This is a genomic window from Herpetosiphon gulosus (genome assembly GCF_039545135.1).
GTDB classification, from domain to species: Bacteria; Chloroflexota; Chloroflexia; order Chloroflexales; family Herpetosiphonaceae; genus Herpetosiphon; species Herpetosiphon gulosus.
Genome location: NZ_BAABRU010000009.1, coordinates 20,699 through 36,568, shown reverse-complemented (window position 1 = coordinate 36,568; position 15,870 = coordinate 20,699). Strand labels below are relative to the sequence as shown.

Annotated in this window: 14 protein-coding genes; 6 read left to right on the top strand and 8 right to left on the bottom strand. The window is 48.2% G+C overall.

Annotation, left to right across the window (positions count from 1 at the left end):
- Positions 1–55 precede the first annotated feature (55 nt).
- Together ABEB26_RS13445 and ABEB26_RS13440 are read right to left on the bottom strand one after the other, a co-directional pair.
- Positions 56–451 (bottom strand): cupin domain-containing protein, encoded by a 396-nt coding sequence (locus ABEB26_RS13445; RefSeq protein WP_345722539.1) that lies wholly within the window; start codon positions 449–451, stop codon positions 56–58.
- Between the two features lie 146 nt (positions 452–597).
- Entirely contained in the window at positions 598–912 is a 315-nt protein-coding gene (locus tag ABEB26_RS13440) for a hypothetical protein (RefSeq protein WP_345722538.1), read from the bottom strand.
- A gap of 298 nt (positions 913–1,210) precedes the next feature.
- On the opposite strand from ABEB26_RS13440, the gene ABEB26_RS13435 reads away from it, so the two are divergent.
- The 5 genes from ABEB26_RS13435 (at position 1,211) to ABEB26_RS13415 (ending at position 6,147) form a co-directional block, all read left to right on the top strand.
- Entirely contained in the window at positions 1,211–1,858 is a 648-nt protein-coding gene (locus ABEB26_RS13435; protein ID WP_345722537.1) for a RidA family protein, read from the top strand.
- Positions 1,859–1,996: 138 nt separating this feature from the next.
- Positions 1,997–3,136: a TMAO reductase system periplasmic protein TorT gene (gene torT, locus ABEB26_RS13430; RefSeq protein ID WP_345722536.1), complete on the top strand. Its 1,140-nt coding sequence runs from the start codon at positions 1,997–1,999 to the stop codon at positions 3,134–3,136.
- 24 nt (positions 3,137–3,160) lie between these two features.
- The gene (locus ABEB26_RS13425; RefSeq protein ID WP_345722534.1) at positions 3,161–4,903 is read left to right on the top strand and encodes an STAS domain-containing protein; all 1,743 of its coding nucleotides are present in this window, start codon (positions 3,161–3,163) and stop codon (positions 4,901–4,903) included.
- A 68-nt stretch (positions 4,904–4,971) separates the two neighbouring features.
- Positions 4,972–5,259, top strand: a complete 288-nt coding sequence (locus tag ABEB26_RS13420) for a DUF1905 domain-containing protein (protein WP_345722533.1) — start codon at positions 4,972–4,974, stop codon at positions 5,257–5,259.
- A gap of 18 nt (positions 5,260–5,277) precedes the next feature.
- Entirely contained in the window at positions 5,278–6,147 is an 870-nt protein-coding gene (locus ABEB26_RS13415) for a PHP domain-containing protein (RefSeq protein ID WP_345722532.1), read from the top strand.
- Between the two features lie 9 nt (positions 6,148–6,156).
- Here ABEB26_RS13415 and ABEB26_RS13410 read toward each other — a convergent pair whose 3' ends face one another.
- From ABEB26_RS13410 to ABEB26_RS13395, 4 genes are all read right to left on the bottom strand, one after another.
- The gene (locus ABEB26_RS13410) at positions 6,157–8,841 is read right to left on the bottom strand and encodes an ATP-binding protein (protein ID WP_345722531.1); all 2,685 of its coding nucleotides are present in this window, start codon (positions 8,839–8,841) and stop codon (positions 6,157–6,159) included.
- Between the two features lie 67 nt (positions 8,842–8,908).
- Entirely contained in the window at positions 8,909–10,012 is a 1,104-nt protein-coding gene (locus ABEB26_RS13405) for an STAS domain-containing protein (RefSeq protein ID WP_345722530.1), read from the bottom strand.
- 36 nt (positions 10,013–10,048) lie between these two features.
- Positions 10,049–11,344, bottom strand: a complete 1,296-nt coding sequence (locus ABEB26_RS13400) for a hypothetical protein (RefSeq protein ID WP_345722529.1) — start codon at positions 11,342–11,344, stop codon at positions 10,049–10,051.
- Positions 11,345–11,445: 101 nt separating this feature from the next.
- Positions 11,446–12,453, bottom strand: coding sequence for a sugar ABC transporter substrate-binding protein (locus tag ABEB26_RS13395; protein WP_345722528.1), 1,008 nt, complete (start codon positions 12,451–12,453; stop codon positions 11,446–11,448).
- A gap of 448 nt (positions 12,454–12,901) precedes the next feature.
- Between ABEB26_RS13395 and ABEB26_RS13390 the strand changes: the two genes are divergently transcribed.
- Entirely contained in the window at positions 12,902–14,125 is a 1,224-nt protein-coding gene (locus ABEB26_RS13390) for a S8 family peptidase (RefSeq protein WP_345722527.1), read from the top strand.
- 136 nt (positions 14,126–14,261) lie between these two features.
- Here ABEB26_RS13390 and ABEB26_RS13385 read toward each other — a convergent pair whose 3' ends face one another.
- Together ABEB26_RS13385 and ABEB26_RS13380 are read right to left on the bottom strand one after the other, a co-directional pair.
- A complete protein-coding gene (locus ABEB26_RS13385; RefSeq protein ID WP_345722526.1) occupies positions 14,262–15,122 on the bottom strand; it encodes a complex I NDUFA9 subunit family protein in 861 nt (286 codons plus the stop codon).
- 8 nt (positions 15,123–15,130) lie between these two features.
- Positions 15,131–15,865 carry a DUF2071 domain-containing protein gene (locus tag ABEB26_RS13380; RefSeq protein WP_345722525.1) on the bottom strand — a complete coding sequence of 245 codons (735 nt, stop codon included), beginning with the start codon at positions 15,863–15,865 and terminating at the stop codon, positions 15,131–15,133.
- Positions 15,866–15,870: the final 5 nt, after the last annotated feature.

Genomic DNA, 15,870 nt, shown 5'->3' with positions numbered 1-15,870 from the left:
CCAGATTTTTAGCTGGCTGAGATTGGCAGTATAGCCTTGGCTCTGCTGTTTTGGCTCAGTCTTCGGCTGGATTTTTGGCTTGAGCCGCTAACGCTTCGAAAAAGCGATCAAGCCCACCTGGAATAGCCGTGATCAAAATCACACACGTTTCGGGGTGATCGTTGCGAAAGAAATGGCGCGTGCGTTGTGGAAAGTGGGCAATGCCACCAACCTCAAGTACCCATTGATTGCGTTCATCGCCAACCGTGCAGCGCCCCGCTTGAACCACTAAAATCTCCATTTCAATTTCATGCTGGTGCATCACTGCGCCTTGACCTGGTAGCAAGGTAACTTCCAAGACTGTGCATTGATCGTTGGTAGCAGCGCTCGGAATTTTGCAGCGAATATCGCCAATCAGGGTTGTGCCTGCTTCGGGCAAGACGACGGAAATTGGCATAAATGGCTCACTCATGGACAATCCTTCCGTGCTCAATTGATGATCTATGATACTCGGATTTGACTGGCGAGGTTCATTACTCGTTAAATTGAGGCCAACGCGATTAAAAAATAAATGCTGATTGAATGTTACAATTCGACCAGCTTTTATGATTAATTAATTTATGTCCTGCGTTCCTCGACAATTCTACCGATTGCCAAAACTCGATCCCCTCCAGATGTTAGTTCAATAAATAAACCAGGTTCAAGCCAGCCTTCAGGTAAGGACTCATCAGAAAGAAATCGACATTTCGCATATCCTTGGCTGGTCATTAGATCATAGTCAAAATATTCCCATTTGAGAGATCGGATCTCGTTCTCTGGATAACCCATGTAATGTTGCCAACGGATCTGAGTCATCATATTTTCATAGGGTGGAATTGGATGTCCGAATCTAGGCGGCATCCACATAAACTCAAAATGAATAAATATTGGCATAGTTCAAACCTCGATTAACAGTATTGCTTACTCTACCGTAGCTGGGCCAAAATAGTTCTCTGATAGATTTTTAACCCTTTAGCCCTAGGACAATTTGTTGGAAGTACCTAGCCTATTCTAGGCTAGACTAGTCCCATTAAAGGTAGTTTTTGGATAGGACTATTGGGAATGTTGACTTTGGCCTGAGGTCAGGTAAACTCAAAGTTATCCACTGACCCATTTGACCTATATACCCAATGACTGATGATTGATGAATTGATCGATCAAACACATCAACCTTGTGCTGAGGAGTCCATCTATGAAACGTTTTTCTCTCAAACTCCTGCTCGTAATGGTAATGGCTGCTACGTTTAGCTCGATCTCACTGGCTTCGGAAGGCCAAGCGCTCGACAAAGCCCAACAAGCTGAACAACATCGTTGTCGCAGACCAGGTGTTGATTGTGTCTTTGAAAAAGTCGAAGCCTATGTTGAAGCTCGTTATGGCGTAGCTTCATTGCCAGCGCTAACCCCACCAACCGCCAATTATGTGTATGCTTCACAATCAGGCGAAACGGTCTTTATTTCATCGGCTGGCCCAGAAATTTTGACTGGCAGTGGTGGTTTCCTCAAAGGCGAATTGCCAACCCTCTCGTTGGCAACTGCCCAAGAAGCCGCGATGCTGAGCTGTGTCCGTGGCTTACGCTTCCTGAAATCAACAATCGGCGACCTCGATCGAGTTGAACACATTGTGATGGTTACCGGAACAGTCAATGTTACTCCAACCTATGACGATGTAACTTCTGGCCCAGTTGTTGGCGCACTTGGCAAAACGGTTGATGGCTGTTCAGACTTCTTGGTCGAAATTTTTGGCCCCGAAGCTGGCAAACATGCCCGTTCATCTGGTGGTAAAGTTGCATTGCCCTTCAATATGGCCACCGAAATCGAGTTGATTGTCGAAATTAAATAAGCTCTTGTGTGGGCAGGCCTCGTGTGAGACAATCTCTTACATAGGCCTGCCCATCTTTGTTTAGCCACGTTTCCCCACAATGCCCGCCTCATGCTCATCAACATTGTTGCACTAGGGTTTAAGTAAGAAGGAGATCCTATGCAGACTGCAACCAAACGCTCGAAATGGGTTCTTGGCAGTTTATTGGCTGCTAGTTTAGCTGCTTGTGGCACGGCTCAGCCAACCGCCCAACCAACATCCGTGCCTAGTGCAACCGTCGCGCTCAGTCAAACCAGCACCAGCGCCAGCTATCAAGTTGAAGTCTGGAATCCACCATTCGATTTTGCTAGCCCCCGTACATCAACCGATTATGTGCCCTTGGTGCTTGCCGATAAAGCTGAGACAATTTGTGTTTCAATTCCGCATATCAAGGATAGCTATTGGTTGGCAGTTAATTATGGTGTAGTTTCCGAAGCCGAACGCTTAGGGATCAATGTTGAAATTGTTGAAGCTGGCGGCTATGGCAATTTGCCGACCCAAATTACCCAAATTCGCCAATGTGTGGCCAATGGAGCCAAGGCGGTGGTGATTGGGGCGATCTCGCTTGATGGCCTAAACGACTTAATTGTTGAACTGCAAAGCCAAAAAATTCCAGTAATTGCCTTTATGAATGATATTTCGTCGAAGGCCATTACCGCCAAATCGCTGTCGGTTCCAGGCGAAGGCGGCCAAGAAATTGCCAAATATTTAGTGCAAAAACATGCTAAGGGCAGCGATGCTGTTGATGTCGCGTGGTTCCCTGGCCCCGAAAAGGCTGGCTGGTCGAAAGCCGCCGATGAGAAGTTTAAGGCTACTATTACTGGTGGCGCAATTAACATTGTCGAAACCAAATATGGCGATACTGGTAAAGAAGAGCAAGCAAAATTGATCGAAGAGGTCTTGATCGCACATCCTGAGATCGATTATATTGTAGGTACTGGCCAAACTGCGGTAACTGCTGCTGAAATTCTGCGCGAACGCAAGCTGCAAGATAAAATCAAAATTATGGCATATTACATTAGCCCAGAAGTATATGCCGAATTGCAGAGTGGCGGTATCCAAGCAGCGGCGGTGGCTCCACCAGTTACGATTGCGCGAATAGCGATCGATCAAACGGTTCGCATTTTGGAAGGCAAAGAATTCATGGCCCATGTTGGCCCGAAGAGCTTTGTGATCGATACTGCATCGCTCACCAGCTTTGATCCAACGACTTCGATCCCACCCGAAACGTTCAAAATTACGCTGCGTGTGTCGCAATAGGTTGTTGTAGGTGGAGGATGGACGATGCTCCATAGTTTACGCAGGCAAGTTATTGTTATCCTCTTATTGGGAACATCGCTCTTGGCGTTGCTCAATTTAGCAATTAATGCTCGTGGCTTGGTGGCAGTGCGCAACCAAGCCACCAACGATAGCACCGCTGCGCTGCAAGCCCAAGCTGAACAATATCTCCTGCGGATTGCCCAAAGCCATGCTGCTAGCACTGGGCAAACTGTCCGCGGTGTGCAACAATTAGCGGTCACCACCCGCACCTATTTGCAACAGCCAACCAATCAAATTCCCACCTTGCCTGAGTTGAATGTAGCCCGTAATGGTCGCCAATATACAAGCGGGGCAACCACGGTCTTAGTAATTGCTAATCCTGATCAGGCTCAAGCATTAGCTGACATTCGCTATAGTCAACGGCTCGAAGATGTCTTACCAAGCTTGCAAATCAGCGTGCCTGAAATTGTGCGCATCTCGTATCTGACGGCCAACACCTTGCGCACCTATCCCAACATGACTCCTAACGACCCACCAGCGGACTGGTTGCCTAGCCAAGAGGCGGCTTATCAAGCAAGTTTGCCCGAGAATAACCCAAGCCGCGCCTTAGTCTGGACAGAGGTGCATCAATCGATTGATCAATCGCAAGCCTTGATCTCGGTTGCTGCGCCAGTCTATGCCAATGCCGATTTTTTGGGCACAGTCAGCGTTGATGTCAGCCTTGATCGTTTGAGTTTCTATCTCAAGGGGTTAATTGTTGATCAATCGAGTTTTGCCTTTTTGATTACCCGTAATGGCGAAGTTGTGGCGGTGACCGAGGCTGGTCAGGGGGGGGTTGTTCAGCAAATTTTGACTAATCAAGCCAACCTGCCCAGTTCATCAATGATCAGTGATTTACAGGCAGGCCGCGATGGAGTAACCACAGTGCGCCTGAGTGGGCGCGGCTATGTGGTGGCCTATGCGGCGATTAGCGGTATTCCATGGGGGCTGGGCTTAGCTTCACCGTTGGATGAAATTACAGCGCGGACGACTGAAACTGCCAACCAAATTGCCACGATTACCAACCAAAGCCTTGGCTTGAGCATCGGTTTGGCCTTGATTGCGGTTATTTTGTTTGGCTTTGGGATGGCTTTGATTCTGCGTCGCCAATTTCTTAAGCCGCTGACTGGTTTAATTGGGGCGACCAATCGAGTTGCCGACGGCGATCTCCAGCCCATTGAGGTTGAGAGTAGCAATGAATTAGGTCAGTTAGCTAGCTCATTTAATAGCATGACCGCTGCTTTACAGGTTTCGCGCCAAGAAACCGAGGCTAAAGAAGCTGCGCGAGAAGCCGCGATGCAACGCCTAAGTGAAGTGGTGGTTAATCTCGAACACTCACTCGCTGAACGTCAACAGTTATCGCAACTGCTGCGTGATGTTGCCTCACCAGTCATTCCAATTCTAAAAGGGGTGTTGGTGATGCCCTTGATTGGTAGTTTGGATGGCGAACGGGTGCAACAAGCTACCTCAATTCTCTTAACCCGAGTTGAACGTGAACGCGCTCGCAAAGTGTTGATTGACATTACGGGTGTGCCAATGATGGATGAACAGGCTGCTCAAGCCTTGTTGACCATGATGAATGGCTTACGCTTGTTGGGGGCAAGTGTGATTTTGGTGGGGGTTGCTCCCGAAGTTGCCCAAATGCTGACGACGTTGTCGGTCGATTTGAGTTCAGTCCAGACCTCAGCCGATTTGCGCACAGCCGTCGCCCAACTAACCCGTTCGTAAATTTGTGAATCTTGCAATCAGACCCATGCATCGTGCATGGGTTCTTGATTTAATCCGAGGAGGTTTGTGTGACGTTTGATTTTACTGGGCCAATTTGGTTTTGGAAAGGGCCAGCTCCATGGTATTTCGTCACTGTTCCGTTTGAACAGAGCCAAGCAATCAAGGCGGTTGCTGGGCTAGTGACCTATGGCTGGGGCGTGATTCCGGCCCAAGTCCAAATTGGTCAAACAACTTGGAGCACTTCGCTGATTCCCAAAGATGGCCTGTATCTTGTGCCGATCAAAAAGCCAATTCGTTTGGCCGAGCAGCTTAACGAAGGCGATGTGGTGAACATTCAGCTTGAGATTGGTCAATGAGGGATTAGGATGACGCTTGTGCAATCTTCAATCACAAATTTGATTTTAGCCGCCGATGCTGCGATCGACTTGCAATTGCATACAACGGCCAGCGATGGCCAGTGGGCGGCGCTTGAGCTGATTCAACATTTGAAGCGCGAAGGGTTTGGTTTGGCGGCTATCACCGACCACGATCGACCTGATATGGCGCAAGCAATCCAAGCGTTGGCGTTGGCCGAGGGTATGCCTTTGTTGGTTGCTGCCGAAATGTCTTGCCTTTGGCGCGAGCAGTTGGTTGATCTGCTGTGTTTTGGCTTTGGGCTTGAGCCAAATCCACTTATGGCGATTGCCGCTGAGCTGCATCAACGCCAGCAAGCAATCATCAATCATGCCTTTGCTTATTGTTGTGATCAAGGCTATTTGACCCCTCAACATCAACCACAGCTTGCCATGATTCTGGCCCAACCTTCAGCCCAACAACCCCATTCTTTGGCGGCCTTGGTCAAACAACAGAACCCAACGCTTGCGCCAGCCCAATTTTCACAACTGATGCAAGCCTCAGGCTGCGATTTTGCGACCAACCCAATTGCGGCAGTGGTGGCAGCGGCGCAACAGAGTGGGGCAATCTGCATATTGGCCCATCCAGGCCGCAGCGATGGCTTTGTCTGTTTTGATCAAGTGTTGCTCGATGCGTTATGGGCCGAAGTGTCCTTGGATGGAATTGAGGCTGATTATCCTTTGCATACTGCCGAACAAGCCGCACTCTACCGTAATTATGCTCAAGAGCACGCGCTTTTAATTAGTGCTGGCTCCGATTCGCATAGCCCCAACAAGCCACCGATTCGCTATCGAGCTGCTGATTATCGAGTATTGTTGAACCGTTTGGGGATTATCGTTCAAGCTGATTGAGTTTCGTGATTAAAAAAGTTTAAGCAACTGTTCAAGCTTTTGGGTCGCCCCAGTTTGCCAAATTTGGGCAAATTGTTCGGGGCTAAGTTGGTGTTGACACCATGCAAGGCTGGCTTGCCATGCTGCTTGTTCCGGCACTGAGCGCACCCGTGGCAGGGCTTGGCGTTGCTGTTCAGCGGCACTCAGCAATTGCAAGCAGGCTTCGGCTTGATTGGAGTGGTTGCTCAAACACAGGCTATGGGCCAAACCTTCAAGACATTCGACCAACCCCCATGGCAAGTCGTTGGCTTGGTAGATTTGAATACTAGCCAGAAACCAGCTTTGGGCTACCTCAGGCTGGTGTTTGAGCAAAGCAATTGTGCCCAAACGCGCCTTGAGCCAAGCAATTGCCCAAGCTGGCTCGTCGCGCTCGAAGATTGCTAATTGTTGCTCAAACGCATAAGCTTGGGCTAAATCGCCTGCGAGAATACCCAGCCAGTTGAGGTGAATGCTGGCCCAGCGAATCGCCGAGGGTTCTTTGAGTCGCTGGGCTTGCTCAAGGCTGGCTTGAAACCGCTCGCGGGCTTGTTGATACTGACCTTGCTCTAGTGCCGAACGCCCAAGATGCCGCAAAATTTCAAGATAAATTTGCTGATATTGATGGTTTTGGGCTAAGGTTAAACTTTCGTTGAGCAATAACTCGGCATCAGTATAACGCCCTTGATCAATCGCCATTTGGCCGAGTGCTTTGGTTTGATGCACGATACTCCACGAATGGGCCAAGCGGCGTGAGGTTGCTAAGGCTGCTTCTAAAAAATGGCGAGCTTGCTGGGCTTGCCCTTGCGATTGCAGTGCTGCTCCTAAGTGAAACAACGACCATGCAATCTCCTCCTGATCGTTGAGTTGGTGGAAGAGACTTAAACTTTCTTGATAGGCTCGCATGGCAAAATCGCGCTGCCCCGCCCACTCGGCCAGTAAGCCAACGCCATGCAAAGCTCGTGCAATTCCCTGTTGATCATCGAGGCTGGTGGCGAGGTGCAGGCTTTGCTCGAACATGGCTTGAGCTAAATCATGCTGATGCAAATCGACTGCCAACCAACCAGCACCCCACAGCACCTTGGCTCGCGCTTGTTGATAGGCTTCGCTATTAACCACTGGCAAATCCAAAGCCAATTTAATCCAGTGCAAGCCTTCACGCCAGAGATGGCGAATTTGCCAAAATTTCCAGAGCGAACCAATCAGGTGCAGCAATGGTTCGGCTGCTTGTTGTGCCACGAGCCAATTGAGGGCATCCCAAAGGTTGCTACGTTCCCAAGTCAAGCGCTCAAGCCATCGTGCTTCTTGTTGGCCGAGTTGTTGCTCGGCGTGTTGAGCAAGTTGGATGTAATAGTGGGCATGTCTCCAGCGCAACGCTTGGGCCTTGCTGGTTTGTTCAAGCTGCTCTAACCCATATTCGCGAATGATTTCGAGCATGGCAAAGGTGGCGAGACCATCGTTTGAGCTTTCTTCGCGCACCAAACTTTTATCAAGCAAATTGAGCAAGATTGTGAGAACTTGGGGTTTGGCAATTTGACCTTGACATAGATATTCGGCAGCATCCAATGTCCAATGGTTGGCAAACAGGCTGAGCGTGCGAAAAATGGTTTGCTCGTTGGGCGTGAGCAGGGTGTAGCTCCAAGCAATTAAATTGCGCAAGGTTTGATGCCGCTCGGGCAAATCGCTATTGACTTGATCGAATAATTCTAAGCGTCGATCCAGCCGTGCGAGCATTGCTTGAGGTGGCAGGCCACGAATTCGTGCCGCCGCAAGCTCGATTGCCAAAGGTAAGCCATCTAAGCGCCGACAAATTTCGCCAACGATTGCTCGATTTTGGGTTGTCAGGCTAAATAGAGGCTGCACCATTTTGGCACGCAGCTCAAATAATTCCACGGCGGAGTAGCTGGTTTCGGCGCTAGCTTGTTGCTCAAGTGGGTGTTGTGGCACATCCAGCGGTGGCAAATCAATTAGGTATTCATCGTGCAATTTCAAGGCAAAACGACTGGTTATCAGTATTTTGAGCTTGCTACACTGAGCGAGCAATTGGCTGATAATTGGTACAACCATCATCACATGCTCAAGATTATCGAGCACCAGTAAAATCGAGCGTTGGCCAATCGCGTTGATCACTTGCTCTAAGGTTGATTGATGAGTTGGTTGGGGAATTTCCAGCATTTGGGCAATTAAGGTTGGTAATTGTTCAGCATCGTGCAATGAAGCTAAGCCAATAAAAAAGCTCCCATCGCTGAAGTTTGCTTGAATCTGCTGGGCAAGCTGGGTTGCAAAATGAGTTTTACCAACCCCACCTGGCCCAACAATGCTCAGCAAACGGATGCTTGGCTGTAGCAATAGCTGGCTGGCATTGGTCAATACTTCCTCGCGGCCAATCAAGGGTTGGATTGGTTCAGGCAGGCGTTTCACCAGCGGGATGGGGTTGGTTGGGCTAGGTGGTTGGTGCACCCGCGCGGTTTGCACAAAAAGCGCTTGCTGTTCAGCCGGAATCTGCAAAAAGCTGGCGAGGCGTTCGGCCAACTGACGCGAAGGGCGGCGCGTACCATACTCAAGCTGACGTAACATGGCCAATGAACAACCAACTTGTTGGGCTAGCTCAGCTCTGCCAAGACCCAATTGCTTACGCGCCTGTTTGATCCATTCAGGGAAGATTGGCCGATCGTCCATCGTACACGTCTCTATCGGTTGCGCTAACGCAGCCTGCAAAACAATTGGTAGTATACCCTAAGGCTGACTAGCTATCGAACAACAGCCGACTATGTTGCTGAATTGCCGCTTGCAGATCGCGAAAAACCCGTACATTGCCAAGCTCGTGGCCCATACTCACAATCGCCTGAGCCGCCTCAGGCTGCACGCCGATGAATGCGACAACTGCCCCAAGCAAGCTGCTGGCTTGGACAATCCGCTGAAGCATAGCAGCCCCCGCCTGATCGAGCACCGCAACTCCAGTTAAATCCAAGAGCAGAATTTTGGCTTGATAGGCCTCAACTGCCTGTAAAAGCTGGGTTTGAATATCGTGCAAACGCTGCTGCTCAAACGTACCAATTAGTGGCGCAAGCAGCATGTGTTGGTGCAATGGCAAGATTGGCAAACTCAACGAACGAATCGTTGAACGTTGCTGATCATTTTCAGCCAATAAATGCGCTTGTTCGGCGATCAACTGCTCTGAATTTGCCAAACTCTGGCGTAATTCGGCGGTACTTTCGGCGACCCGTTGGCTGAGTTGATCGCGTTCGACTTGCAAAGTGTTGGTTAATTCGCGGCTCTGCTGTTGAGCTAAATTCATTGCCTGGATGGCTTGGTGGGTGGTGCGTGAGCCAACATAGCCCAAGCCAATAATTATCAACAACAGGGTACTGGCTAAGCCAAATACCTCGCTGTTTTGTGGTAATGTTTGCGGAATATTCTGAGTTAACCAGGCTAATAATCCAACCGAAGCCACACTTGTGCCACTTGCGAACAGCAAACCACGTGGCGAAAGCGTGACAAAGGCCATCAAAATTGGCAAGAGAAAGAAAAATGGCGTAAAAGCCACCCGATTGGCTAATACTGGCGCTGCGACCAAGGCCACAAGTGCGGCGGCAATCAATAATCCGGCGGCGCGATTAGCCATTCCACGGCGAGCCAGCCAAATTGCTGCTAGCCCAAGCAGCCCAAAAGGGCTAGTGAGTAAGGCAGTTTCGCGCCAACCAGCAGCAAAAATGCTAAAAATGCCAATTAATGTGATACAGCAAACCAAAAAAAAGGTAATACCGACGATGGCCTTACCACGCCGTCGAATATTTGCGTCGGCGTGGTTGATTCGGAAAAGTCCTGCGAGTAAAGCCTTAAAACGCATAGTGCTATGCTACCCAACTAAATGAATAAGGTTTGGTTATTGAAAAACTGTTGCGAGAACTAACCGATATGAATTGCCTTGATTGGGTATATCAAGAATTGCATAACTAATCGTATAGGGTTTAGCTCTTTCAGTTTCCTTATAGCCTAGAATTACATTGTTAAATTTACTATCACTTATTATTCCATAAAGCCGAATCCTAGTTAAGTCTAGCTGGTCATAAAAATTTTGTAATTCATCAATCCTAAATGTTGTGCTAAATAGTTTTTGCTCAATAATACTGGTCTGATCAGGATATTCTATTGCGATTGCTTGCTGCAAAATAGCATAATATTCAGTTAATGTAGGATCTTCAGTTGCATAATTAACTGAGCCTTCAGGCATAATAATTCTAGGTACTGGTATTGTTGTTGGTTCTGGTTTTTCAGGAATATCAGTCGTTAATGTTTGGATTACCAAAACTTGATCAGTATTAACCTGCATTGTGATCATTGCTAGAGCAACTGGTGTTTGATCAATGGTTTTACTATAAACAATATGCGAATAGCGATCATCACCTTGGCTGCTAATCCGCTCCCATTCGCGATTATTAAGATTTGAGCTAATAGTTGCATATACTAAGCTAAGGCGATCTGTACTAGTTAACACGTTTCGGCCTAGAATATTCGTATAGGGTTCTGCTGCATGCCAATTTATTAATAATTGATCAATTTTTTCATCAGAGCCAAACGCATAAGCGTCACCCCATGTTGGAATGTCATATGACTCGGGAATTGCAACTTCGTAGCCTTCGATTGTTCGAGTTGATGTCGTTGAGGATTGAGTTGGTTTGACAGTTGGGGTTGGTTTTGTTGGAATATCAGTGGTTAAGGTTTGAATCAATAAAACCTTTGATGGTTGATCTTTGGCATTCCCGGCAATAATTAGTGTATCTAAAGCGACAGTTGTTCCATCAAAAACTTTAGTATAAACCAGCTGAACATAGCCTTCATTATAACTAGTAAGCATTTTCCAATCGAAGCGATTGAGATCTTGGGCCACGATTTGATAAACAGTCTCAAATGGGCGATCACTTATAAAAACGTCACGCCCAATAATATTGGTATATGGTTGCTTTTTTATCCAAGTGGTTAAAAGCTCATCAGTTGCCGAATTACTTCCTATTGGATAGCGATCATCCAATCCAAAAATATGAGTTTTATACGATTCAGGAATTGCAATTGCGTAGCCCTCGAGTGTGCTGACAGCCTCGGTTTGAGTTGGATTAGGAGTTGTCGTTTGACTACAGCCTGCTAAGAGCAACGCCATGATTAAAAACCAACGCTTGAACATTTGTCTTCTCCTCATAATTCATTTAATTGCAGCCATAACGAAACTCCAAGTGCTAAACTTGGAGTTTCATTGCAAGCAAATAAACCTGAATAACTAATTGTCTAGAGATTATCTTTGGTGATTAATTTTAGCTCGGTGCGAATCCAGCCGCTAAATTTCTCGCCTTTGAGGGTGCGATAGCCGTAGTCCATACCGATCGCTGCCATTTGAGCACCGTATTGTTCGACGGTCGCCAGCATTTTACCATCTTTGATCAACGGTTGCACAGCAGGAATATTATCAAAGCCCACGACTTTGATTTTATCGAGCATATTGGCAGCTTCGAGCGCTTGGACTGCCCCAAAAGCCATTGAATCGTTGGCGCACATGATTCCTTGCAGGTCGGGGTACTTTTTGAGCCAGGCGGCGGTGATGCTTTGACCTTCGCTGGTTTCCCAGTGACCACTTTCAGCAACAACTAAATTTAAGCTGCCATCGGCAATAGCATCATCAAAGCCTAGGCGGCGTTGGACGGCATTATCGGCCTCTGGATTGCCTTCGAGCACGGCGACTTTGCCGCCTGTGCCTAAGGCTTTGGCCAGCACATCGCCCGACATTTTGGCTCCGGCGCGGTTATCGGGGCCAAAAAAGGCTAGATCGATGCCAGCGGCTTTTTTGGTTGCTTCATCGAGCGCAACATCGATGTTGATCACCACGATGCCTGCTTTGACGGCTTTGGCAACTGGAGCAACCAAGGCAATCGAATCGGCGGGAGCCAACACAATCACAGCATATTGCTCATTAACCAAGCGCTCGAAGGAAGCAATTTGGGTGGCGAAATCGCGCTCATCGTTAATGCCAGTGGCAGTGAAATCAAAGCGGGTTGCATTTTGGCGGGCATATTCTTCAGCGCCAGCTTGCATTTGTTGGAAAAACTCGTTGCTCAACGATTTCATGACGAGTCCAATTTTGGGTTTAGTTGGGGTAGCGGTGCTAACGGGGGTAGCACTGGTTGTTCCACAGCCAGCGAGTAGCCCGACAGTGGTAAACGCACTGAAACGGAGGAAGTCACGGCGGGAATATCCGACGGAGTTTACCAGAACTTGCGGCTTGTTGGTTGGCTTTTCCATTGGATGATCCTTTTGCACATGGGGAACACGACGAAGGCTTGAGACGAAATTGCTGTGTTCTCACATTAATCTTGATTAAATTCGTCAAAATTTACGAGCAAGTTAACTATCGCAATTGTAGCATTTGTGTCTAGCCTCAATAGTCCCATCCTGCTCTAGGAGTATGCTTAAACCCGTTTAAGCGCTTTTTAACATATCTGCATAAAGGTTATTAAATTTTTTTGACAAATCGGTTAAGATCCTTTAATATATAACTAATCCACTGATACGGAGCTTGATAGTGTTGTTAGGTTCGTTTGCTGACTGCGTAAAAGGAGGACGCAACATCAGGATCATCGGCCTCACCGATCCTTCATGACAACGATGTGTAAAGGTGTAGGTACAGCCGCTGTTGGTTTGGTACTGCACGATTTTGGTTAAAATCAACCCACATGTTGAGGAGGCAACTTTGAAGCGTCTGTTTGTTTCGAGCATGTTGATCTTGGCGGTTAGTGCGTTTGCTGGCTCAAATTCATCGTTCGCCCAGTCACGCGATGTAGAAAAACCCGTCGATATTGGCGATGCCGTTGGTCTCGACCTCAATGCCCCTGCTGTTCCTGGACAATTTGTCATCAAATTCAAGAATTCAACCTCAAAAGCCAGCCGCGCCAACACCTTGAGTGCCTTGGGCGCAGTGCAAATCGATCGGATCGAAGCGCTTGACGCTGAAGTCGTCGAATTTGCTAGCTTGAAGAGCAACGATAGTTTGGCGATGCGCCAAGCCATGGTTGAAAGCTTGCTCAAAGATGGCAACATTGAATATGCCGAACCCAACTTTATCTATACTTCAACCTACACTCCCAACGACCCAGGTCGTAGCTCACAATGGGCATGGGGTGTAACCCAAGCATACACTGGTTGGGATATTACTCGCGGTAGCAGCAGCGTTGTCGTTGCGGTTGTTGACACTGGGATTCAAAGCACTCACCCTGATTTGGATGCCAAAATTGTCGCTGGCTACGACTACATCGATAATGACTCAACGCCAAATGATGGTAATGGCCACGGTACGCACGTCGCTGGGACGGTTGCTGCTGAAACCAACAATAGCACTGGTGGCGCAGGAACCTGCCCCAACTGTCGCTTGATGGGCGTTCGCGTCTTGAATAACAGTGGTAGCGGTACGTTGGCTGGCGTGGCCAATGGCATCACCTACGCTGCTAACAATGGCGCAAAAGTCATCAACTTGAGCCTTGGTGGCGGTGGTTCAACGGCCTTGCAAAATGCCGTCAACTACGCTTGGGGCCGTGGGGTGTTCTTGGCTTGTGCCGCTGGTAACAGCAACACCTCAAGCACTACTAGCGCTTACCCAGCTGCTTATACCAACTGTTTCGCGGTTGCATCAACGACTTCAACCGATGCCCGCTCATCATTCTCAAACTATGGTACGTGGGTCGAAGTAGCCGCCCCTGGTTCGAGCATCTACTCAACCTGGATTAACAGTGGCTACAACACGATCAATGGTACCTCAATGGCTACCCCGCACGTTGCAGGTTTGGCTGGCTTGTTGTCATCAAAAGGCTTGACCAACAGCCAAATCAAGAGCAAAATCTGCTCAAGCTCCGACCAAATTAGCGGTACTGGCACGCGCTGGACTTGCGGTCGGATCAACATCTACAAAGCTGTTCAATAGTTCGGCTCTCGCCTGACGGAATTAAGTGGTCAGCTGACCGCTTGATGTGTGGAAGTGTTCACATGATCCTGTAAAAACCTAAGCAACCTATCAGATCAAAAGCCCATGGGACTAGCTAGACCATGGGCTTTTGGTTTTAGGCGTTTGGCTCAAATCGGCTTGGTTCAAAGCCAAAATAGTGCCGAAAAGCACTTAAATCGCAGGTATTACCTTGCAGCAACAGGCTTAATTCAGCCCGATTAATTGGCCCTAATCCTGTGGTTGTACCAATTTGAGCCATAATTTGGGCTAACCAGTTTGGCACAAACCACGGGCGTAGTTGGCGATGTTGGCTGGCTGCCAACCGCCCAAGTAATTGCCGAAAACTTAATTGCTCACCACCGCCAGCCTCAATTATGCAATTGGCGATTGTTGGCTTTTCGACCGTTTGCTTGATTGCTCGAACTAAATCGCCGATCTGAATCGGTTGAACTTGATAGTGGCCATCGCCCAAAATCGGGGTGATGGGCAAGCATGCCAAGCGCCGAAATAGCTCTATCGAATAGCATCCCGCTCCATAGACAAAGCTTGGACGCAACACCACCCAAGGTATAGGTTGTTGAATCAGAAATTGATCGGCTAGGGCTTTGCTACGGACAAACGCTTGTGGTGCTGTAACCTCAGCTCCCAAGGCACTAATTTGGATAATTTTTTGCAGCTTGTGTTGTGCTGCCGCCTTGAATAACGCGATTGGTATATCGGTATGGACTGCTTGAAAACTGGCTTGGCGGCTTTCGCGCAACATTCCCACGCAATTAATTACTATGTCGTGTTCAGCAAGTTGATCGAGCCATGTTGCCGGTTTGAGCCATTCGGCTACCACATATTGCGCGGCTGAGTTGATCGGGGTTGGTGGTTTTTGGCGTACCAAGCAGGTTAATTGATGGCCTGCTTGGCTCAATTCCGCCGCCACATGTCGCCCAATAAAGCCACTGGCCCCAGTCAGAAAAATGCGCATCACTCACCTCATTGCTGGTTCAGTAAGACCTTACGTCGATAGCCGCGCAACCAGCGATAGGCAATCGGCTGAATTTCATAGCAAATTTCAGGCTGCACCGAATAGTGTTTGAGCCATTGAAAATCAGCTTGCTCAACATGGCGCAGTTGATGTTGCCAAGCTGCTTCATCGCGCTCGATCCGTACAATATTGGCCTGGCCTGGCTTACTAATCGCAATCCCTCGCGGCGGATATTTGAGATACGCCGCAGCTTGTTCAAGGCTATCAAAGATTGAATCGCTGGCAAGTTGGGCTGGTTTTTGCTGATTGATTTTGATAGTGGCTGCGGCGACTGAACTATCAACTGAAATACTGGTCTGCTCAGCAGAACTTTTAACAACAATTGGCGTATGATGAAAATTGAAGTTAGTTACCAAATTACCAGCCCATGCTAATAGTGGCTGATCGCAATCGCTCCGTACAAAATACAAGCCTTGATCTATACCATATGGAGTTTTTAGATTGACATAAATGCGGTAGGCGGCATGCCAGTAGTTAAACCCCAAGAGGTGAGGTGCAAACCACGGACGCATATGCGAAACATGGCATATCACAATATTCCAAAAACCGAATCCTTGATATTCGGTGGCGGTTAATTCGGCTGGTAGCAAGGCCTGAAATTGATCAATCGGCATGCGGTAGGTCAAAAGCCAGCAGCGATCGATTTGGCCTTGCATCGTAATTGGGTTGTGTAAAATCGGCATGAGCA